Origin of the sequence: Paenibacillus sp. NPDC056933, from assembly GCF_042674385.1 — a bacterium.
Classification (GTDB): domain Bacteria; phylum Bacillota; class Bacilli; order Paenibacillales; family Paenibacillaceae; genus Paenibacillus.
Map to the genome: position 1 here is coordinate 2,394,447 of NZ_JBHUQN010000001.1, position 21,559 is coordinate 2,416,005.

Here is a 21,559-nt window from a genome sequence, read left to right on the forward strand (position 1 = left end):
AAATCCATATACTCTAATAAATTGTAAGCGTTTCCTTTTTGAAGGAGGGGGCCTATGAAGAACTTGAAGCTGAAGTATATCTCCATCATTGCACTTGTAAGCGCAATAATCATGGTAACCGGTTGCCAATCAGGTGCAGCGAATCCAAACAAGCAGAAGGAGATTACGGTATGGAGTTTTACGGACGAGGCACATTACGCTATTGAGAAATTCGAAGAGAAGTATCCGGACATCAAGGTGAACTTTGTCAATATCCCTGGTAATTTCTATATCACCAAGTTGAAATCCGCACTTCAGACAGCGTCGAAGGCTCCAGATGTGTTCATGATCGAGAATGGAAATATAAGAGAACTGATTGATGTACCTTATCTGGAGAATTTGTCAGCGGCACCGTATAACGCCAATGAACTGATCCCGGAGCAGTATGCTTTTGTGCAAGCGAATGAGAAGGACAGCCAAGGAAATGTCAAGGCAATTGGCTACCAGGGAACGCCCGGGGGCATTTATTACCGAAGAGATCTGGCCAAAAAATATCTGGGCACGGATGATCCGGAGAAAGTGGCGGCGCAGATCGATACATGGGAGAAGATATTCGAGATTGGAGAGAGGGTAGAGCAGGAAAGCGGCAATAAAGTACATGCCCTTGCCAACTGGAATGCGATATCCAATTCATATGATGGTATTCCATGGGTCAAAGACGGAAAGCTTGTCATTGATCCAACCTATATGCAGATCCTGGATCTGGTTCGGGAAGCCCGCGAGCGGCATGTACTTGCCGAATATGAAGATGGAAGTGCGGGATATGCTGCTTCCATGCAGAAAGGTGAGGTGATGTTCTATCCTGGTGCAACCTGGGCGTTGCAATTTACCTTCAAGGCCAATGCTCCAGATACGGAAGGGTTATGGGGCCTTGCACCAGGTCCTTCAGCGTTCAGTGCAGGTGGAACCTATATCGGGATGTACAGCAAAAGCGACAAAAAGGACCTGGCCTGGAAGTTTATCGAGTTTTATAACTTTGATCATGATTTCCTGACCAAGCTTGCGCAGGAGCAAGACTATTTTACAAGTAATATGGTGGTGAATGATGAGCTGGCAAAATCCGTAACCTCAGCCTATTTGGGCGGGCAGAAGCACTTTGAGTTTTTCTCGGAAGCCGCCAAGCAGATTCCTGTGTATGAACGAACCAAGTATGACACGGTCATTAACAATGATATTTTCAAAATAGTACTTCAGTTGTATCTCAATAAAGACATCCAGACCAAGGAAGAAGCGGTCAAGCGAATCAAAAGGGATGTCAAATTGAGATTTCCGGAGCTGGAAGTGAATTAGCTTGAAAGTAAGCGAATGCCTTTTCCTTTTTATCATCCGATGACTGGGGGTACAGAACATGTTTGCCAAATCGATCCGCAAAGACCACTATGGCTACTATTTCATAGCTCCGTTTTTTATTCTTTTCGCCATTTTTGGACTATATCCAATCCTGTATTCGCTGTATATCAGCTTTACCAACTTTGACGGGATCACCACGCCGGACTTTGTTGGAATCGGCAATTATGTTGCCGTTCTGCAAGATCCTCTGTTCTACAAAACACTGTTTAACACTCTGTTTATCTGGGGAGTTTCTGTGGTTCCACAACTTACGGTTTCACTCGTGCTCGCCTTTATTCTCAACGATAAGCTGCTTAAGGGAAGAGATATTTTCAGAGCGGTTTATTTCTTTCCCAACATCGTTACCGCTGCTTCGCTGGGTCTGCTTGTGAGTCTGATCTTCGATTGGCAATCCGGCGGATTGAATCATTTTCTGGTTCAGGTAGGACTCATTGACAACCCGATTAACTGGAAAAATGATCCCTGGTTCATGCGGCTGATTGTCTCTTCCATTTTATTTTTCCAATACTTTGGCTACTCCATGGTTATCTATCTTGCAGGTCTTCAGGGCATCGATCCGGCTCTACAGGAAGCAGCCCAAATGGATGGCGCCAAGAAAAAGCATATTTTCATTCACATTATCGTTCCCATGTTACGGCCAATCATTTTGTTTCAGATGATCACATCTATCATTGGAGGCATTCAGATTTTTGATCAGCCGTTTACATTGACGAATGGAACAGGTGGTCCGGACCGTGCCGCCATGACCAGTATTATGTACTTGTATAATGTAGCCTTCCAGAGCACGCGCTTTGGTTACGGGGCGGCCATTGCATTCTGTCTGTTCATCATCATTATTCTGCTCTCGGTTGTATCCTTTATGATGACGAAGCGCAAAAGCCGTGCATAGGGAGGGGAAAAAGAAATGCAGACCGTAAAACCAATCGAACAACGAAACGCTGCTATACAGCAATATGCTAGTGTGAAACGTCTGACAATGGGAAAGGTCATTATTTATCTGTTTCTGATTAGCCTCGCCGTGATTTGTATCATTCCATTTTATCTCATGCTGATCTATTCCACGCACAACAATGCTACGATTGCATCGACATTCACGTTTCTGCCCGGGCCCTTTTTAGTAGATAATTATATGAACATGGCTTCCAAAATCAATATCTGGCGCGGGTTTGCAAACAGCTTTTTCATTGCAGGAACATCGACAGTGTTATCTTTATACATCGGTTCCCTCACGGCATACGGCTTCGCCAAGTTTAAATTCAAGGGTCGCACAGGATTATTCCTGTTTTTGCTAGCAACAATGATGGTACCCGGACAGCTTGCTTTGATCGGAATGTATCGTCTGTTCAGTACATTAGGGCTGCTGGACAGCTATGCAGCGATTATTTTGCCCGCAGCGGCGAATGCATTTAATGTATTCTTTATCAAACAATTTATGGAGAGCAGCATTCCTGATGAGATCATTGAATCTGCCCGTGTGGATAGTGCGGGGGAGTTTCGCACGTTCAATCAGATTGTACTGCCTATTCTGGGACCGGCCATTTCGGCTCTTGGCATATTCACCTTTATCGGCTCATGGAACAATTTTCTCACACCGCTCGTCCTGTTTTTCTCTCTGGATAAATATCCGCTTCCGGTACTCGTGGCTCTGGTTCAGGGATACTACGGCATGGATTACGGACTATTGTATCTGGGCGTTGCGATCTCGATCTTGCCTATTATCATTGTTTTCGCGATATTCTCCAGGCAAATTATAGGCAGTGTCGCCCTGGGAGCAGTTAAAGGATAAGCTTATACGGAAAAAGTCGCCACATGGCGGCTCTTTTTGTTTTGACGGGGAAAATCGGTGAAAATCCATTTTGAAAGCCCTTTCTAAATCTGTGATATACTACGAAATAACTGCCATACGATGGATAAAAAGATATTTCTCCTCATGGTATGGCCCGTGCGTTCACTCACTTTTTCTTGTAAAGGAGATGTCATGATGTTTAATGTTCTTGTTGTTGACGATGAGTGCGTTCAAAGAGAAGGCATTAAGGATTTGATCTCTCACTATGGCTTTCCCTTTCAAGTATGGGAAGCTGAGAACGGGAAGAGCGCTGAACGAATTCTGGTTCAGAACGCGATTGATATTCTCATCACTGATGTCAAAATGCCTCTTATGGATGGACTGGAGCTAAGTAAACAAGCCCGGAAAACGCAGCAGGATGTCAAGATTGTCATTTGCAGCGGTTATGATGAATTTGAATATGCCCGCAGTGCGATTCGGCTGGGTGTGGTGAATTATTTGCTTAAGCCACTGGTCAGTGAAGAATTTCTGCAGGTGATGGAGGATATCACGCAGATTCGTCCATATGGCGGGGGGCCTGCACCGGAATCCATGGAATCGAAGGTTATTCGACAAGTGAAGGATTATGTGAAGGATAACCATCAGAGAGATATATCATTGTCTGAGGCAGCTCACGATGTGTATCTATCCCCTGGGTATTTGAGCATTTTGTTTAAAAAAGAAACTGGGGAAAACTTCTCGAAATATTTGACCGATTACCGTTTGCGGCGCGCAAGTCATCTGTTAGCTCACTCAAATATGAAAATCAATGATATTGCAGGGGCCGTTGGCATCGACAATCATTCTTATTTTGCCAAGCTGTTCCGAAACAGGTTCGGCGTCAGTCCGTTACAGTTCAGAGAGTGTGGGGTGCTTCATGATCGGATGGATCAAGAGCAAATTCAATGATATCAGGTTTCGAAACAAGCTGCTGCTGTCCCATCTTGTGATTGCGCTTATTCCGATTCTTCTGCTTGGACTGCTCTCCTTCATTCAATCCTACCGAATTCAAATGAAAGAGTTGAGGAGCGAAGCTGAAGCAAGTCTGGAACAGGTGGCCAACATTATGGATTATAAGATTAATCGGTACAATACGCTAAGTGAGTTCATGGTGCTTAATCGGGATTTATCGCAAATATTTACGAAAGACTACGGAGAAAATTATTATGATATGTACCTGGATTTCCGGGACATTTTGGAGCCATTAATCTCGAACATCCGGCTGATGGACGATGATATTGAGGGCATTACGTTTTATACATCGGGGGAGCTATTGGGGATTCGCAATAATATTTTGCCCATCGGTGATCTTAAGAGCAAGCCCTGGTATGACGGATTTCGGGGCAGGCGCTGGATTGTGGATGGGGAAAAGCTTTATCTCGTTCAGGAACTGATCAGCAATCCGAAAGACAGCAATTTTATGGTGATCTCCATTCAGCATGATCGTATCTTTGCAGACCTCGACAATCTGTCGGAACATGTGGCCGTTCATATAGAGGACGTGAAGCAGCGGGTGATTTTCCAGAAAAACCATGAGCGAGCTGCTATGACCAGAGGAACTGAAGATGGGGAGTCCAGTGATCTGAGTTTAAGCCGGTCGCTCGCCAATAACGGCTGGACGATTCACTATAATCTGTTGAATACCAATGCGTATGCAAATGCACTGGGCATTTTTCAAATTACGCTGTTTGTCATCATCCTCAGTCTAATTATTACCTTCCTGCTCATTTATGTCATCTCCAATAACTTTACGCAAAGAATTATCCATATCAAGAACAAAGTTGACAAAGTGGAGCGGAACAATCTGGATGTGATTATCCGAAGTTCATCGAGGGATGAATTTGGTGAGCTGACGAATGGCATTGGCAAGATGCTAAAAAGGATTAACAGCCTGATCTCCCAGGTTTATCACGCCGAAATTGCCAAGAAGGAAAGTGAATATAACAAGTTGATCAGTCAGATTAATCCACATTTTCTGTACAATACACTTTCATTTATACGGTGGAGGGCCGAAAAGAAGGCGGATATTGAAACGAGTTATATGGTATCTGCGTTAGCCCGTTTCTATAGAACAACACTAAACCAGGGGAGGCATATAGCCACCATTGAAGCTGAGGTGCAGCATATTAAGGCCTATCTGGATTTGCAGCTCATCATGAACGATGGCCGATTTGATGTGGATTACCATATCCATGACGAGGTTTTACATACCGAAATTATTCATTTTATTTTGCAGCCGATTGTGGAGAATGCCATCAAGCATGGCTTTGTGGAGGCAAAAGGGACCCATTATCACATTCACATTGCCGTTTGGCGGGCGGGTGAGGAGATTAAATTAACCGTTCGTGATAATGGTGTTGGCATGACGCCTGTGCAGACGACACGGTTGCTGACCGGGGAGAACGGCGGATGTGGTGTGCGAAACGTGAATGACCGAATCAAGCTGTATTATGGTCCGGATTACGGACTTGTTATTCATAGTGAACCAGGCACCGGAACGGAAGTGTCGATCGTCCTTCCCGCCTCATAGGTGATTCAGCTATATTTATAACGTAGATTTAGTACTAAAGCGGTTGCTGCGGCAACCGCTTGTTTTGTTCCTGTTAGAGTCTCTTAATACAGAGAAATAAAGAGAATTGGAGGTCATAAAAAAAGTGGTACATATCCGAAAAATGTGGCATATACGCCATTTTTGAAAACGCATACAATTTGGTTATTAAAAGCAAATCAGATAAAGGGGATGACAGGATGAACAAGCGCCGAATGATGACTACACTGTTGATCGGCAGCATGATGATGGCTGTATTCAGTGGATGTACCGGGGGGAATAACGAGAGCGCACAGCCGCAAATTTCACAGCAGGACTATGAACCTTACGGCAAATACGAGACCCCCGTGGAATTTACGATTGGCCGGAATACCAATCATGTGAACAACCTGCCGGCCGGCGACACCATTGAAAACAATCTGGCTACGCGCTATGTAGAGGATCGGGTGAACGTCAAGGCCAAGGTGGCTTGGGAAACCGACGATATGGATCAGAAGCTGTCACTCTCAATGACTACAGGCGACCTGCCGGATGTTATGCTTGTCAGCCGCGAAATATTTAATCAACTGGTGGATAATGATCTGATCGCTGACATGACGGAGGTTTACGAGAAAACAGCATCTGAGGGCGTTAAAAATATTTATGGTTCCTACGGAGATTTGCTGCTGAATCAGGTAAAGGTGGACGGCAAAATCATGGGCCTTCCCATGACAAATATCGGGAACCAGCACCAATTGCTGTGGATCCGGAAAGATTGGGTGGATAAAGTCGGCGCGAAGCTGCCGGAATCCGTCGAGGATGTATGGAACCTCGCCAGAACATTCGTGGAGAAGGACGTTTCGGGAACAGGCAAGACGGTAGGCATGGTCATGGATTCCAATGCGATGAACTTTACGCCGATCTTCGCTGCGCACGGTGCCTTTCCAATGAACTGGATACAGAAGGACGGTCAGGTTGAATATGGATCTGTTCAGCCTGAAGTGAAGCAAGCGCTGACAGAGCTGAGCGCCATGTACAAAGAAGGCTTGATTGATAAACAGTTTGCGGTCCGGTCGAATGAAGAGAAGGAAGCCCTTGTTATCAACGGGCAGGCCGGCATGGTGTTTAACCCATGGTGGATCGGCTATACCAACTACAAGGATTCCATCAAGCAAGATCCGGAAGCAGTCTGGGTGGCCGTATCTGCACCAGTGGATGAGAATGGCAAGTTCAAGACAATCCGGCAGGACCCCGTGGGCGGTGGTATCGTCGTTGTGAAGAAGGATTTTGCGCATCCTGAAGCGATTATGAAATCAGTCAATTTAACAACGGATTTCCTGTACTCCTTAACAGAGGACGCAATCAATTACAAGAAAGAGCATCCCGACGAGCTGCTGACCGATGCAAGTCGCTGGAACAATGACCCTACCCAGATTCCGATGCAAGTGGATTATGATGATGTGCTGAAGCGTTATTACGATGATCTAATGAAGGCGGATGAAGCAGGAGATGCATCCGCAGTTCAGGAAGATCGAGTAGTTTCTTTCAAGGCCTATCAGGAATTCAAAGAGAAAGGCAATGCAATCGAAGCAAATACCTACGGTGAATACCTCTCCCGGATCGAGGGACAGCGAGAGGCGAACAACCCGAATCTGGAAGTGATCCCGGCAGGCTTTTATGGAACAACCGAGACGATGAAGCTGAAGTGGGCGAATCTGCAGAAGCTCGAAGAGGAAACCATGCTCAAGATCATTATGGGGGAAGCCCCCGTAGATGAATTCGATACGTTTGTCGACACTTGGAAGCGTACGGGTGGCGATGAGATTACAGAAGAAGTCAACGAGATGAGTAACAGATGACGATTTCGTGAGCTGAGGTGCGGAAGCCAAGCCAATGGGCGGACTTCCGCACGGGCTTTCGCCGATAAAGCCTGTCCAATTAGGCATAAGATGGAGGTGGAAAGGACAATGGCTCAAATGGAAACAACCGTTAATCAAGAGCGGGAAGTGCGTTACGGAAGGAAAAAGAAACGTAAAACTTTTGATGAAATGACCTATCATTTTATGCTGCTGCCTGGCATGATCATGCTGTTCATTTTCTCAATTGTACCGATGTTCGGGGTTGTGATGGCATTCCAAAAGTTCATTCCTGCCAAAGGAATATTCGGGTCCAAATGGGCAGGGCTATCCAATTTCACATATATGTTTCAACTGCCGGACGCGAAGCAGATTTTCATTAATACATTGGTCATCGCAATTGGAAAGATTGCTCTAGGGTTGATTGTACCCATCGTATTCGCTCTGCTGTTAAATGAGGTGCGTCTGAAAGTATTCAAGAGCACAATTCAAACCATCGTCTATTTGCCGCATTTTATGTCCTGGGTGGTTCTGGGCACAATGCTGACCATGATCTTTTCCTTCGATGGTATGGTGAACAACTTCCTTGAGTTTCTCGGCCTGGAGCGGATTATGTTTCTGGCGAGCAATGACTGGTTCAGACCGCTGCTCATTGTGACGGATACGTGGAAGGAATTTGGCTACGGAACTATTGTCTATTTGGCTGCATTAACGGCCATCAACCCCGCATTGTACGAATCCGCCGCAATGGACGGCGCAAGTCGCTGGAAGCAGACACTAAACATCACGCTTCCGGGCATGTTCCCAACCATTATCCTGTTAGGAACGCTAAGTCTCGGCAATGTGCTGAATGCAGGCTTTGACCAGGTGTTTAACCTGTATAATCCGCTGGTATACGAAACGGGCGATATTATTGATACTTTTGTGTACCGCATGGGTCTGATCAACATGCAATATTCATTTGCAACCGCGATTGGACTGATGAAATCGATCATCAGCTTTGTGCTGATCGTAATTTCCTACAGGCTGGCTGCGAGGTATGCGGGGTACAGAATTTTCTAGGAGGGTTAGCATGATTCAATCCAAATCGCTCGGCTCCAGGCTATCCCGCCTGTTGATTATGTTTGCGTTGATCCTGATTACGTTCATGTCCCTGGCCCCGATTGTCAATACCATTATGGTATCCGTCAGCAGCAGTACGGCTGTGAATGCAGGCCGGGTCTACTTTTTTCCAGTGGAGCTGAATTTCTCATCGTATGGACAGATACTGAATGATACGAAGTTCTGGAGGGCTTTTCTGATCTCCGTCGAGCGGGTGGTGCTTGGGGGAACAATCAATATGTTATTGACCATTCTGATGGCCTATCCGTTGTCACGAAGCGTCTCACAATTCAGATCGAGAAACACATATATGTGGATCATCGTGTTTACAATGCTGTTCAGCGGCGGAATTGTTCCCTGGTATATGGTCATCAGCAAGCTTGGGCTGATCAACAGCATATGGGCCTTGGTTCTGCCGGGGGCAGTTCCTGTCTTTAATGTGATTCTTCTGATGAACTTCTTTAAGGGAATTCCGAAGGAACTGGAGGAGGCTGCATTCATTGACGGTGCCAGTCCGCTTAAAATCCTGCTCAAGATCTTCATCCCCGTTTCCATGCCGAGTCTGGCAACCATTATGCTGTTTGTCATTGTCGGGCACTGGAACAATTTCTTTGACGGCATCATTCTGATTAACGACAGCTCCAAAATACCGCTCCAGACCTATTTGCAGCAGCTCAGTCTCACACGGGACCAAATGCAGAATCTTTCGGTCGAACAACTTCAGCAGTTTAATAAAATCTCCAACACAACACTGAATTCTGCCAAAATTCTGGTATCCATGATTCCCATTCTGCTGATTTATCCTTTTCTGCAGCGTTATCTTCTCCACGGAATCGTCCTCGGGGCCGTAAAAGAATAGTTCTGATGATCAGCATCATGAGCCGCCCTGCTTGAGAAATGTGAAAGGGGGTGTAGGAATACCACTCAGGAACAGGCGCGAACTGGGCTTGACCGAGTGATTGATTCTGCTTTACGAGTGAACGGTTAGTTTTACATCGATTGGAGAAGGGAAGGGATCTGATGAGCAAAAGGAAAATGATGAGCCTCACGCTGGTACTCAGTATTATTCTGGTCACTACCATGGGGGCAACAAGCGGCAGCAAGAATCGTTATGCGGATCAGGCGCAGTGGGCACAAGGGAAGCTGACTGAATACTACTGGAACGATGCAGCTAAAATGATGAATAATGCCTATCCATCCACACCAGAAGGTGAACATGCCCTGAATTACTGGTGGAAGGCCCATGCGGTCGATGCATTGGTGGACGGATACGAACGAACAGGAGACAAGGCGTACACCGAGCGTGCCGAAGAACTCGTTCGCAGTATCATTGCACGCAATGGCTCACTTCACAATGAATTCTACGATGATATGGAATGGCTTGCACTTGCCGGGCTTCGTCTGTATGATGCAACCGGCAGTGAAGAGATGAAGGGATACGTACTGGAGCTGTGGGATGATATTAAGACGGGCTGGTGGGAAGATGAGCTTGGCGGTATGGCTTGGAAAAAGAATCAGCGTGATAACCGAAATGCGTGCTCCAATGGGCCTGCCGCCATCCTGGCTGCAAGGCTGTATGAGCGTTTTGGCGATGCTCGGGATCTGGAATGGGCCCAAAAAATATATGATTGGGAGAAACAATATCTGGTTCATCCAAAAACCGGTCTGGTAGCGGATGGGCTGGTGCTGCGGGAGGATGGCACACTTGATGTGAATGAAGCATGGATCTTCACGTATAATCAAGGCACGTTTATCGGAGCGGGTGTCGAACTCTACCGGATCACAGGGGATAAGACATATTTGAGAGATGCCGAGAAAACAGCAGCCGGTTCGTTGAAGACCTTAACAGATGAGAAGACGGGCATATTCAAAGAAGACGGCGACGGGGATGGTGCTTTATTTAAAGGCATACTGATCCGCTATTTGGTTGAGTTATATGAAGTCGGGCATAACAAGAGCCTGAAAAAGGCGGTTTATCGCAACGCCAAGGCCTTGCTGAAGGGCAGCCGGGACAATGGATTATTCGGTCAGGCTTGGGGCAAAACAGCCCAGAATCCGCTCGATCTTAGCGCTCAGCTCAGCGGCGTGTTCCTGCTGGAGGGAGCTGCAAAACTGGAGGCAGGCAATTAATATGTATCCAATTAGAGAACTCCCGCTACCTGGGGTATTTCATATCGGGTGATTGGTTTATGTGAATACACGGAAATATATCCTGAGTGAGCGTGATGAGGTTTCATCCGAAAAAGCATCGTACCCGATATCACTGGGTTACGATGCTTTTTGTCTGCACTGAACTAACATACAAGTGATGTCCAAGCAACAATCAGCTATAATGTACAAGTTATAATCAAATTGACGATGGGATTTTTGAAGGAGGCACAGATATGAATACTATCATAGAATACTGTTTGAAAAAGAAGGGCGCGACTAAAGATTATCCATTTGGAACGAATCCTGTGGTGTTCAAGATTGCAGGTAAAATGTTCGCCCTTCTTTTTGAAGATAAAGAGAACTATCCCTACCTTAACCTGAAATGTGACCCGGTGATTGCAGAAAACTTGAGAGAGCAACATGAAGCCATTCGACCAGGCTACCACATGAATAAAGAACATTGGAATACGATTGTCATCGATGGTTCGCTGCCGGAGGCAGACGTCTTGGACATGATTGATCACTCGTACGAGAGGGTCATCCTTAAACTGCCCAAAACGGTTCAAAAGTCCATATTAGAGTGAGGCTAACAAAGAAACACTTGATTCCTTTTGAAACGCATCTCGATGACGATTCTTCGGTGGCGATCAACTCGTTGAGCAGCTAATTCAACACACCATTGGCGATTACTTTCACTGTAACTTCCGGGTGAAAACGTACTTGAGCATATTCTTTGTTCCAATTCAAACGTTTCCAAAAGTCTGGATAATGAGCAATTAACTGCCTGCCAATGCCAAATGAGTCACAACCACTTTGTTGAAGGGTCTGGACAATAATCTCCGCATCCCGGGTCATGGCCTCGGATAGCTCACGGTTCAAATGTTCAATAGTACCCTTCTGCTGAAGGTGATTCTTGGGATACTCCACGATCGTTACGGGAAGTTGAATTCGAAGATTTACATCGATCTGACTGTCTTTATTCACATGCACAGCCAGCTTTCGTTTGATTTTTTCCGTTTTTGCCTCGTAAGTGACATAATTTCTCGGATCGTTAGCTGATCCTGAATGGATCTTTTTGACAAAGCGAGCCGTCTTATTCCATTTTCCGCTCATAATAACATACAGCGGCCCTTGTTCAACATCCAGACTCCCAGTAAACCTTTGCCCATGAAACAGAGCAATCCCCCTGGCAGCAATCTCTTCTCCATCTTTATACAGATAGGGCAGCGCAAAATCCTGTCCCGGATCAAGCATCGGGGTAAGTAAGGTTTCGAGCGTCATCGCAGGGAATATGCAAATTTCCTCCAGACTCTTCATTTTTTTTGTCATAAACTCACCAATCAATATTTTTCCGACTCTTTTTTGATGTAACAGATCGCCTGCTGCACCATCAACAATGGCAACTTTTACGTGTGAGGTCGGATAATCCGGTTCCCGATACAAAACATCCAAATATGGATAAATATCGTTTTGTGCAAGTTTGTTACCGTATAGAATCATTCCATATTTGAAGAAGCGAATGTCACCGGTTACTTTGGCTCGGATTGTATCTGTGCTTTGGCGAACGGACCTCCCGGTACCTGAATGTATTTCATTATCACTGGTTCCTTGTTGACTTTCAGAATCATCGACGATTTCCAGGGTTTGTTTGATTTTGCCTTCAGAGGTTATATCATACGCTGAAGCATTAGCCAGTCTCGCATCCTTTAAACTGTCCTGGTCCCAACATCCTGTGGTAAGGATGAGCAGTGCCATCAAACCAGAGGCGATGCCTCGTTTCCTCATATCAACTTCTCCTTCCGTTTCATGATATAAGACAGGGCTAGCAGCAGAAGAGGCAGGATCACAAGAAAAAAATAAGCTGATCTGTTGGCAATCGTACTGATTAGCTCAAGCTGTTCCTGTTGTTGTGGCAGGTAGGCAATGAGGCAGGAAGCAATGACTATATAAGGCACAGCTTTTTTATGGTCCTTTTGTTTGAACAGGTAACTTAAGCCATAAGATGCTGCATAATAGTATCCACAAATGGCACCAAAAATTGAAATTAGCCATATAGGAAGAAACAGGAAATCAGCTCGATCCATTGTGCCAAGCGGGATGGATCTGAGCAAATATATGACAGGTTCAGGCATTAAGTCCAGTTGCTGAGGGCTGAATGCTGTTGAGCATATGAAAACCGTAAATGCATAGAGCAAAGCGACGACCGCACTTGCTGCAGCAGTGGACTTGAGTTTCCCCGCGCTTTTACCTTCCACCATAGGGAACACAATGAGAACAAACTCAAATCCAAACATGGCCATTAATGTTTCGCTTGAGCCGCTGATAATACGGGACCAGCCAGCTTCAGTTAATGGCAGTATATACAGCAAATTAACTTCCTTGAGTCCATAACTGATCAATACCATCATTGGAATGAGCAAAAACGAAATCAGTACAAGCACACGCGCAATAATTCTTAATTTCTGGCGAACCAGATATATACTGCTGAACAAAAAGAGGGCCAGTATGGCCCATCGGGGAGTGTTCTGCAACATCCAGCGATTAATGACACCATAGGCATTCACCAGAACAGAGGTACCCATTAACAGGAAGTATCCGATGTACGCAACAATCAGTATTTTTCCAATCAGATTGCCTGTAATCAGGGTTGTAATTTGATATATTGAAGAACTTGGGAAACGGCGCATTAGAAGCCAGCACAAGAGGACGATCAATTGAATCAGGATACCTCCAAGAAAGACAGAAATCCATCCCCCGCCGTGGGAGATAAGATGGATTCGATAAGGGAGGGATAATATATCCACGCCAATTTCAAATTTCAGGATAAGGAAGAACAATTGTCCTCTTGTGATCGTACTCTCATTATTCACGTTTTTTCCAACTCCTAGATAACTTCTGCTGTGTCAACTGTTGCGGCCGGGCATCATGAGGACGCTGACGAAGCGCCCAGATGGGAAAACGAATCCATACATCCTTCATATCGGATAACCGAAAAGGCGCCACGGGAGCAAAGTAGGGAGAACCGAACGTTTCCAGCTTGCACAGGTGAATCGTAAGAATAACCAGACCAAAAGCAATGCCGATGTATCCAAAAATGGCTGCCCCAACCATCATCGGAAAGCGTAGGATACGCACTGCTGAACTCATCTCATGAGAAGGTACCAGAAACGAAGAGATCGCTGTTAGCGAGACAACAATAGTCATCGTATAGGACACAAGGCCTGCACGCACAATGGCATCTCCAATAACCAGACCGCCAACGATACCGATGGTTTGACCCACGCGGCTGGGCAGTCGAACCCCGGCTTCTCTCAATACTTCAAAGATCAGTTCAAGCAGCATCGCTTCTACAAGGGCAGGGAACGGGATGTTTTGCAATGATTTTTTGATCGTGTGCGCCAGCTCCAGAGGTAAGATAGCAGAGTGAAAGGAGATGGTTGCGATATAAACAGCAGGCAAAGTGAAAGCAATGATAAAGCTCATCATGCGAATTAATCTTAAAAAGGAACTGACCATCCACCGACCGTGATAATCGTCCGGGCTCTGATAAAAAGCAAAAAACGTCACTGGAGCGATAAGAGCTGTAGGACTGCCTTCGGCAAGAATGGCCACTCGTCCTTCCATCAAGTTGGCAATAACCCGATCGGGGCGTTCTGTACTAAGCTGCTGTGGGAACAGGGAGAATGGATTGTCCTCCACAAACTCTTCAATAAATCCAGGAGCCAGAACCATATCTGACGAGATAGCCAAAATGCGACCTTTTACTTTCTCCACCAGCTCGGGATTGGTTACATCCTGAAGATAAACAATAGCAACTTTGGTGCGTGTTTTCTCTCCAACATTAAAATATCGAACGATGAGTGAGGGGCTAATAATTTGTCTGCGGATTAGATTCAAATTAACAGAAAGGTGCTCGATGAAACCATTGTGTGCCCCTCGAATAACCCCTTCGTTTACGGGCTCGTCTGTAGTACGGGCATAAATTTTCTCGGTAGAAAGAATATAAAACTCAGCAGTTCCTTCCAGCATCAAGAGGCATTTCCCTTGAATGAGTGCATCTGTGGTCATTTGCAGATCGGTTTCTTTTTGACTACCCAATGTAGTAAACAATGGATCACTGCCTGAATTGGTGTGGTCCAATAATGATGTCAATACATGGGTCTGGATGATCTCCTGATCTATAAGAGAATCTATATACAGCAGTACGCCCTCTACTCCATTCAACGAAATGGATTGTTTCTTTAGGTCATCGGTCTGAAAAAGGGATTGCTCCACGTATGCGATGTTCTTGCTTAATTCTGAGAAAGCTGCAGGCTGAATGGTCATGATCCACCTCTTGTCAATAGAAGATGCACATAATATGTACTATCTCAGGATGATTTATCCAAGGTGAAATGGACAATCGCCCAAACGAACGGATTTCGGTTGCGGAAATGCAAAAGCTCAATCAATTAAAATACGTTCATATTCTACAAATCGGTCAGAAGTTAAACACTGGGTAAAACCGGTAAGTTAGACCTCATACGTTATGAAAGCGATTTAAATTTGTGTTGACGAAAACTATTTTCATAATTATTATGTAAATGAAAATAGTTTTAGAGAGGTGGATATCTGTGAAGCAATATTTTGAGAAGGCTCAGAAGTTTGGTAAATCGTTTATGCTTCCTATTGCTGTTTTACCTGCGGCGGGTCTATTACTGGGGATTGGAGGAGCTTTATCCAACGCCAATACGGTTAATTCGTATCCATTTTTGCAGATCACGTGGCTGCAGCAAGTGTTTACCGTGATGAGCAGTGCAGGAAGTATTGTATTTGATAATCTGGCATTGATCTTTGCCATTGGTGTGGCTGTCGGACTCGCTAGGTCGGACAAAGGAACAGCCGGCTTGGCAGCGGGTCTTGCTTACCTGGTCATGAATGCATCCATTAATGCGATGCTGGTCAATTCGGGGAAACTTGCCGTGGAGAATTTGGCTGGTGCCGGTCAAGGTATGGTACTCGGAATCCAAACACTGCAAACCGGCGTACTCGGCGGGATTGTTGTCGGACTGGTTACCGCATGGCTTCATAATCGGTACAATAAAATAGAGCTTCCTCAATTCCTTGGCTTCTTTGGAGGTTCACGTTTCATTCCTATCGTTTCATCTTTTGCAGCCATTTTTGTCGGGATTGCTTTGTTCCTGATCTGGCCATCTATCCAGCTCGGCATAGCACAGCTTGGCAGTTTGGTTGATAGAACAGGGTATATAGGAACACTGTTTTACGGATTTGTTTTACGAATGCTGGGTCCACTTGGGTTGCACCACATCTTTTATCTGCCTTTCTGGCAGACGGGCCTTGGAGGAACAATGGAGGTTGCGGGTAAAGTTTACGAAGGAACACAGAATATTTTCTTTGCTCAATTGGGAGACCCTGCAACGGAGAAGTTCTTCTCGGGTACATCCCGATTCATGTCAGGGCGTTTTATTACCATGATGTTTGGCCTGCTCGGTGCGGCGCTCGCTATTTATCATACGGCCAAGCCTGAACGTAAAAAAATAGTTGGCGGACTGATGTTGTCTGCGGCGCTGACCTCGTTCCTGACAGGCATTACGGAGCCACTTGAATTCTCATTCCTGTTTGTTGCTCCAATCCTGTATGTCATTCACGCTGTATTTGATGGTTTGGCATTTATGCTTTCGCACATTTTTGAGATAACAATCGGTCAGACTTTCTCCGGTGGATTAATCGACTTTATCTTATTCGGGATACTTCAGGGTAATGCCAAAACCAACTGGATTATCGTTCCCATTATCGGTGTGGTCTGGTTCTTCCTTTATTACTTCACCTTCCGGATCTTGATTGTTAAGCTTCATTTAAAAACATCGGGACGTGAGGAAGAGGTAACATCGGAGCCAGACGCCAAAACGCAAAGTCAGCACAACGATACACCCGCATCAACGAAAGGTGAAGAACGTTCCATCGCCATCCTGAATGGACTTGGCGGTGCAGACAATATTAACGAATTGGATTGCTGTGCTACTCGGCTTCGGGTATCCGTGAAGGATATAGAGAAGGTTCAAAAGGATGTACTTACAGCTACTGGAGCCAAGGGGGTCGTTCTGGTCGGTAACGGAGTACAGGTTATTTATGGACCTCAGGTTACTGTGATCAAAAATGAAATCGAAGAAATTATGGAAACGGAGTAATTGCAATGAATTTAGATACATTAGGTTTACAAGGTGGTCTCGTTGTATCATGTCAAGCTTTGGAGCACGAGCCACTTCATAGTTCGCTGATCATGGGACGCATGGCAGTCGCAGCAAAAGAGGGGGGCGCCATAGGTATTCGTGCGAATACTGCGGCAGATGTGAAAGAGATCAAGGAACAGGTTGATCTTCCGGTCATAGGTATTGTGAAAAGAAACTACGGAACGAACCCTGTGTTTATTACACCTACGATTCGGGAAGTGGATGAGCTCGCTGGGGTCCATGCCGAGATTGTTGCGGTTGATGCCACTTTGCGTGCACGGCCGGACGGTAAATCACTGGATGAATTCGTACATGAAATTCGCACCAAATATCCTCAACTTCTATTAATGGGGGATATTTCAACCAAAGAGGAAGCCATCCATGCAGAACGACTTGGTTTTGATCTGATCTCCTCTACATTGGTCGGATACACAGAGGAGACCGCAGGGCTCAAGCTTTACGATAATCAATTTGCAGCCTTGAAAGAAATTCTCGCTAGTGTACAAACACCTGTCGTTGCGGAAGGGAATATCATGACCCCTGAGATGGCAGTAACGTGTCTGGAAGCTGGAGTCTATTGTGTTGTTGTCGGTGGAGCCATTACCCGCCCGCAACAAATAACGGAACGTTTTGTCTCTGAAATTGCAAAATTGAAGCCGTCTTCTCCTGCTGTCCAATAAAAAGGAGAAAGCAAAAAAACAGCCAACGAATCAGGTTGGCTGTTTTCTTATTCAGCAGAATATAGCGCTTGTAGCGTTTGCTGCCGCGCTCTTAGTAGATGTTCATCCTCAAGTAATAGAAGAGAAATCACATCCAGGATGTAAATGATGGCCAGTTGGCTGTTGATGAAGTTCACATCACCGGTTCGCCCGATATCCGGGGTGAAAATGCACAAATCCGAGATTTCAGACAGGGGTGTATGATCAAAATTAGTAATTCCAACGACTTTGCTTCCTCTTTTTTTGGCCGCGTTTAATGCATCACTGACCTCTAATGTTCGCCCTGAATTGGATAAACCAATGACCAGATCATCTTCGCCCAGAAGAGAAGCACTCATGATCATCATATGTGAATCGGTCACCGCATCAATGACGATATCCATTCGCATGAGCCTGTACTTAAACTCCAGAGCAGATAAACCTGAACTTCCCAAACCATAGACATAGATTTTGCGTGCTTTTTTTATGTACTGGACAACCTGTTCGATTTTGGCGGTATCCAGCATTTCAGCGGTCGCGTTTATGATATCATTATGGATCTGCTGGGTTCTTATGAAGAAATCCGTTTCATTGCGGGGTTGATGAACTTCACGGTTAAGCCTGATTTTAAAATCAACAAAGGTAGAACAACCTACTTTTTTACAAAATCTAGTGATGGTTGACATGGACGCGTTGGTGTAAGCAGCCAAATCCCTAATATTGATGTTATTGATGGATGATTTATTGCGCATCACATAGTCGGCTATTTCCTTTTCTTTTGTTGAAAAACGCTGGTATTCAAGCTGCAGCATGTCAATAACACTGGATGACATTATGAGTCCCCTTTCCCTGAACGTGTTACTTTTATAGTCTATCCTCATTAGTCTACTTCCTAAAAGCCAAATCATCAAACCTTTAAAAATGGCCATGAAATATTGAAGACATTGCAAAAGAGAGAGAGTGCCTGTACAGTGGATGGATCTTGGAAGAAAGAAAGGAAGCTGGAAGCTGAACAACAAGCATGAATTGACGTAAAATGGAGTGTTTTTCATTTCTCAAATATAGATTTATAAAAAGGAAGGTCATAGGTATGAAATCTCAGTTCACCGACCGTATTAAAATTCCGGCAGGATTCTGGGCAGGTATAGAGCAATTGGGAATTGCTGCTCACGTTGTAGCACGCAAAGCACAACTGCCGCTCACCGTTATTACGGATTCAATCGTTAACACGGCTGAGTACTTCGCGATCTGGCGGGCTTATGCTGATCTCATTGGTGACGCTGCCGAGGGGATTATCAAGCTGGCGACCGTCTTTGAAACATCGAAGTATCCACCAACCGTGTTGGCAACTTATCATGCCCGTGATTACCGTGATGCCTTAAACCGTATGGCTCGTTATAAACAACAGTGCCCTCCCGAAAGCTTGCGTATGACCGAGCAGGACGACCACTGTATCATTGAGCTGGAATGGTTAAATAGCGAGCAACCTGGTCCGCCATTGCTGGTGGGGATTACGCTGGCTTGTCTTATGGAGATTGGGCGCCGGGGTACAGGTCAACCTTTGACAGCGCGATTGGTTGAATTTTCGCATGACATGGGTGATGTACAAGCCTTGGAGGCATACTTTGGCTGTCCTGTCCGGGTGGGTGCTCAAACGAATCGGTTATCGTTATACCGAAGAGATCTGGACCGTCCATTTCTCTCTTATAATCAAGAGTTGTTGGAGATCCTGACCCCTGCTCTGGATCGTTCGTTGGATGATCAGCAGGGTGCTAAATCGATAGGAGAAAGGGTCAAATGGATCATGAAACGCAGTCTCACCGGAGGACGCCCGGATGTGCAGACTGTTGCAAAAGAACTCAATATGAGCGATCGTACCTTACAGCGTCGACTTAGTGACGAGAACACAAGCTTTAAACATCTGCTGACACAAGCGAGACATGAGCAGGCACTGGCGTACCTGGCTGATCCCAAGCTCGAAATTAAAGAAGTGGCTCTCCTGATTGGGTATGAAGACCAGAACTCATTCTACCGGGCTTTCCGGATTTGGGAAGATGACACTCCTTCGAATTGGCGTGTTCGGCATGAACGATGGCGCGGCACGCTAGTTACTGAACATTCCTGACAAGTTAATATAGTCATTATCCGAAGTACAACATGAGATTGTGCAACAGGGTATTTGATTGTGACTTAGAAGGAGAAATGAATGATGGATATGGGATTAAAAAATAAAACAGCGTTGGTTACCGGATCAACGAAAGGCATAGGCAAAGCCATTGCCATTGAACTCGCCAAAGAAGGGGTCCATGTGCTGATTAATGGGCGTAATTATGAAGAGGTCGAACGAACTGTACAGGAGATCAAGTCAGAATTCCCGGACACGTCTCCTCAGAATGCTACGGCGGATATTGTAGACGTTGGGCAAAGAGAAGCTTTATTTGAGCAATTTCCCCATATAGATATTCTGGTTAACAATATGGGGATATATGAAATTATGCAATATGAGGACGTCAACGATGTAATTTGGGAAAAATACTTCCGTACAAACGTTCTTGCTGCAAACGGATTATGCAAATTTTATATGCCCAAAATGTTAAAAAATAATTATGGACGCATTATCTTTATTGCGAGTGAAGAAGCCATCATGCCTTCAGGACAGATGCCTCAGTATTGCATGACCAAATCCATGCTCCTGTCATTATCCAAGAGCTTATCGATATTGACAAAAGGAACAGAAGTGACAGTCAATACGATTTTGCCTGGCCCTACACTCTCTGAAAATGTACAGCAAATCATTGAAGGGATATATACGGACCCAGCCATGTCCTTTCTCGAAAAGGAAAAAGATTTTATGTCCTCCAACCTGCCTCAATCGCAGATACAGCGTTTTATCAGGCCTGCTGAAATAGGCAGACTGACTACATTTGTATGCAGTCCATACGCATCCGCATTTAAAGGTTCTCCAATTCGTATGGATGGGGGGATGATACCGACCATTTTCTAACTTACTCTATATCACTTCACATTAACCGCGATTAACGCGGTTTTTTTTCTATTAAAATGAGACTAAAGCTCTATTTAAATACCATAATTTTACTTATATGATGGTTATAAACATTAAATCCTCACAGGGAGAGTGAACAAAGTGAAAAAAAGCAAATCTATTTTGATGCTGGTCATGAGCATGATTCTGGTCTTTTCCATTTCAGGCGTGGGTACAAGTTCCAAAGCATCTGCTGCCACGGCACGTACACCTGTAGTATTCGTCCATGGATTGACGGGCTCGGATAGCAATTTTGCAGCTATTAAGAGTTACTTACGCAGTCAGGGCTGGTCGAATGATGAGTTGTTTGCCATTGATCTGCCTAGTAAACAAGGAAACCAGACGCTGAATTCAGCAGCAATCGCTCGGTTCGTAGATAATGTGCTTCTTGAAACGGGCCACTCCAAAGTGCATATTGTTGCTCATAGTATGGGAGGGGCGAATAGCCTGTATTACATACTGAACCGTGGTGGAGCTTCCAAAGTGGACAAGCTTGTCACCCTCGGAGGAGCCAATCGGTTAACGACAACCACAGCACCCAAAGGTATAGCCGTTACTTCTATCTATTCCACAAGTGATACCATTGTATCGCCTTTACTTTCCCGTCTCGATGGGGCAAACAATATTCAGGTTTCCCTGGTATCTCATATCGGCTTGCTGTTCAATTCCCGGGTAAACGCCCTGATCAAAACTGCTTTAAACGAATAGGGATAGAGATTAAATAATTTTCAAACCCAAG

At 45.2% G+C, this 21,559-nt stretch carries 19 protein-coding genes; 15 read left to right on the forward strand and 4 right to left on the reverse strand.

Annotated features, from left to right (window positions below):
* Nucleotides 1–54: 54 nt before the first annotated feature.
* From ACFTRD_RS10725 to ACFTRD_RS10770, 10 genes are all read left to right on the forward strand, one after another.
* Nucleotides 55–1,329, forward strand: coding sequence for an ABC transporter substrate-binding protein (locus ACFTRD_RS10725; RefSeq protein ID WP_379379579.1), 1,275 nt, complete (start codon nucleotides 55–57; stop codon nucleotides 1,327–1,329).
* 58 nt (nucleotides 1,330–1,387) lie between these two features.
* Nucleotides 1,388–2,278: a carbohydrate ABC transporter permease gene (locus ACFTRD_RS10730; RefSeq protein WP_192267006.1), complete on the forward strand. Its 891-nt coding sequence runs from the start codon at nucleotides 1,388–1,390 to the stop codon at nucleotides 2,276–2,278.
* Between the two features lie 15 nt (nucleotides 2,279–2,293).
* Nucleotides 2,294–3,175: a carbohydrate ABC transporter permease gene (locus tag ACFTRD_RS10735; RefSeq protein WP_379379582.1), complete on the forward strand. Its 882-nt coding sequence runs from the start codon at nucleotides 2,294–2,296 to the stop codon at nucleotides 3,173–3,175.
* A 192-nt stretch (nucleotides 3,176–3,367) separates the two neighbouring features.
* On the forward strand, nucleotides 3,368–4,123 hold the full coding sequence (locus tag ACFTRD_RS10740) for a response regulator transcription factor (RefSeq protein WP_379379584.1): 756 nt from the start codon (nucleotides 3,368–3,370) through the stop codon (nucleotides 4,121–4,123).
* Nucleotides 4,092–5,744, forward strand: coding sequence for a sensor histidine kinase (locus tag ACFTRD_RS10745; RefSeq protein WP_379379586.1), 1,653 nt, complete (start codon nucleotides 4,092–4,094; stop codon nucleotides 5,742–5,744). The genes ACFTRD_RS10740 and ACFTRD_RS10745 overlap by 32 nt, the downstream gene beginning before the upstream one ends.
* Nucleotides 5,745–5,962: 218 nt before the next feature.
* Nucleotides 5,963–7,600, forward strand: a complete 1,638-nt coding sequence (locus ACFTRD_RS10750; protein ID WP_379379588.1) for an extracellular solute-binding protein — start codon at nucleotides 5,963–5,965, stop codon at nucleotides 7,598–7,600.
* Between the two features lie 117 nt (nucleotides 7,601–7,717).
* Complete coding sequence (locus ACFTRD_RS10755; RefSeq protein WP_379381294.1) at nucleotides 7,718–8,659, forward strand: ABC transporter permease; 942 nt, start codon at nucleotides 7,718–7,720, stop codon at nucleotides 8,657–8,659.
* 10 nt (nucleotides 8,660–8,669) lie between these two features.
* Nucleotides 8,670–9,557 (forward strand): carbohydrate ABC transporter permease, encoded by an 888-nt coding sequence (locus ACFTRD_RS10760; RefSeq protein ID WP_379379590.1) that lies wholly within the window; start codon nucleotides 8,670–8,672, stop codon nucleotides 9,555–9,557.
* 161 nt (nucleotides 9,558–9,718) lie between these two features.
* Nucleotides 9,719–10,828: a glycoside hydrolase family 76 protein gene (locus ACFTRD_RS10765; protein WP_379379592.1), complete on the forward strand. Its 1,110-nt coding sequence runs from the start codon at nucleotides 9,719–9,721 to the stop codon at nucleotides 10,826–10,828.
* Between the two features lie 254 nt (nucleotides 10,829–11,082).
* Complete coding sequence (locus ACFTRD_RS10770; protein ID WP_379379594.1) at nucleotides 11,083–11,433, forward strand: MmcQ/YjbR family DNA-binding protein; 351 nt, start codon at nucleotides 11,083–11,085, stop codon at nucleotides 11,431–11,433.
* 79 nt (nucleotides 11,434–11,512) lie between these two features.
* Here ACFTRD_RS10770 and ACFTRD_RS10775 read toward each other — a convergent pair whose 3' ends face one another.
* From ACFTRD_RS10775 to ACFTRD_RS10785, 3 genes are read right to left on the reverse strand one after another with little or no spacing between them, the layout of a single operon-like run.
* A complete protein-coding gene (locus tag ACFTRD_RS10775) occupies nucleotides 11,513–12,634 on the reverse strand; it encodes a Ger(x)C family spore germination protein (protein ID WP_379379596.1) in 1,122 nt (373 codons plus the stop codon).
* Nucleotides 12,631–13,719: a GerAB/ArcD/ProY family transporter gene (locus ACFTRD_RS10780; RefSeq protein ID WP_379379598.1), complete on the reverse strand. Its 1,089-nt coding sequence runs from the start codon at nucleotides 13,717–13,719 to the stop codon at nucleotides 12,631–12,633. Before ACFTRD_RS10780 ends, ACFTRD_RS10775 begins: the two co-directional genes overlap by 4 nt.
* The gene (locus ACFTRD_RS10785; RefSeq protein WP_379379600.1) at nucleotides 13,712–15,175 is read right to left on the reverse strand and encodes a spore germination protein; all 1,464 of its coding nucleotides are present in this window, start codon (nucleotides 15,173–15,175) and stop codon (nucleotides 13,712–13,714) included. Before ACFTRD_RS10785 ends, ACFTRD_RS10780 begins: the two co-directional genes overlap by 8 nt.
* 287 nt (nucleotides 15,176–15,462) lie before the next feature.
* On the opposite strand from ACFTRD_RS10785, the gene ptsG reads away from it, so the two are divergent.
* Both ptsG and ACFTRD_RS10795 read left to right on the forward strand, forming a co-directional pair.
* A complete protein-coding gene (ptsG, locus tag ACFTRD_RS10790) occupies nucleotides 15,463–17,037 on the forward strand; it encodes a glucose-specific PTS transporter subunit IIBC (RefSeq protein ID WP_483875042.1) in 1,575 nt (524 codons plus the stop codon).
* Between the two features lie 5 nt (nucleotides 17,038–17,042).
* A complete protein-coding gene (locus tag ACFTRD_RS10795; protein WP_379379602.1) occupies nucleotides 17,043–17,759 on the forward strand; it encodes an N-acetylmannosamine-6-phosphate 2-epimerase in 717 nt (238 codons plus the stop codon).
* Between the two features lie 47 nt (nucleotides 17,760–17,806).
* Here ACFTRD_RS10795 and ACFTRD_RS10800 read toward each other — a convergent pair whose 3' ends face one another.
* Nucleotides 17,807–18,610 (reverse strand): MurR/RpiR family transcriptional regulator, encoded by an 804-nt coding sequence (locus ACFTRD_RS10800; RefSeq protein ID WP_379379604.1) that lies wholly within the window; start codon nucleotides 18,608–18,610, stop codon nucleotides 17,807–17,809.
* Nucleotides 18,611–18,867: 257 nt separating this feature from the next.
* Between ACFTRD_RS10800 and ACFTRD_RS10805 the strand changes: the two genes are divergently transcribed.
* From ACFTRD_RS10805 to ACFTRD_RS10815, 3 genes are all read left to right on the forward strand, one after another.
* Nucleotides 18,868–19,902: an AraC family transcriptional regulator ligand-binding domain-containing protein gene (locus ACFTRD_RS10805; RefSeq protein WP_379379606.1), complete on the forward strand. Its 1,035-nt coding sequence runs from the start codon at nucleotides 18,868–18,870 to the stop codon at nucleotides 19,900–19,902.
* Between the two features lie 84 nt (nucleotides 19,903–19,986).
* Nucleotides 19,987–20,781 carry an SDR family NAD(P)-dependent oxidoreductase gene (locus ACFTRD_RS10810; RefSeq protein WP_379381298.1) on the forward strand — a complete coding sequence of 265 codons (795 nt, stop codon included), beginning with the start codon at nucleotides 19,987–19,989 and terminating at the stop codon, nucleotides 20,779–20,781.
* Between the two features lie 165 nt (nucleotides 20,782–20,946).
* Nucleotides 20,947–21,528: an esterase/lipase family protein gene (locus ACFTRD_RS10815; protein ID WP_379381300.1), complete on the forward strand. Its 582-nt coding sequence runs from the start codon at nucleotides 20,947–20,949 to the stop codon at nucleotides 21,526–21,528.
* Nucleotides 21,529–21,559: the final 31 nt, after the last annotated feature.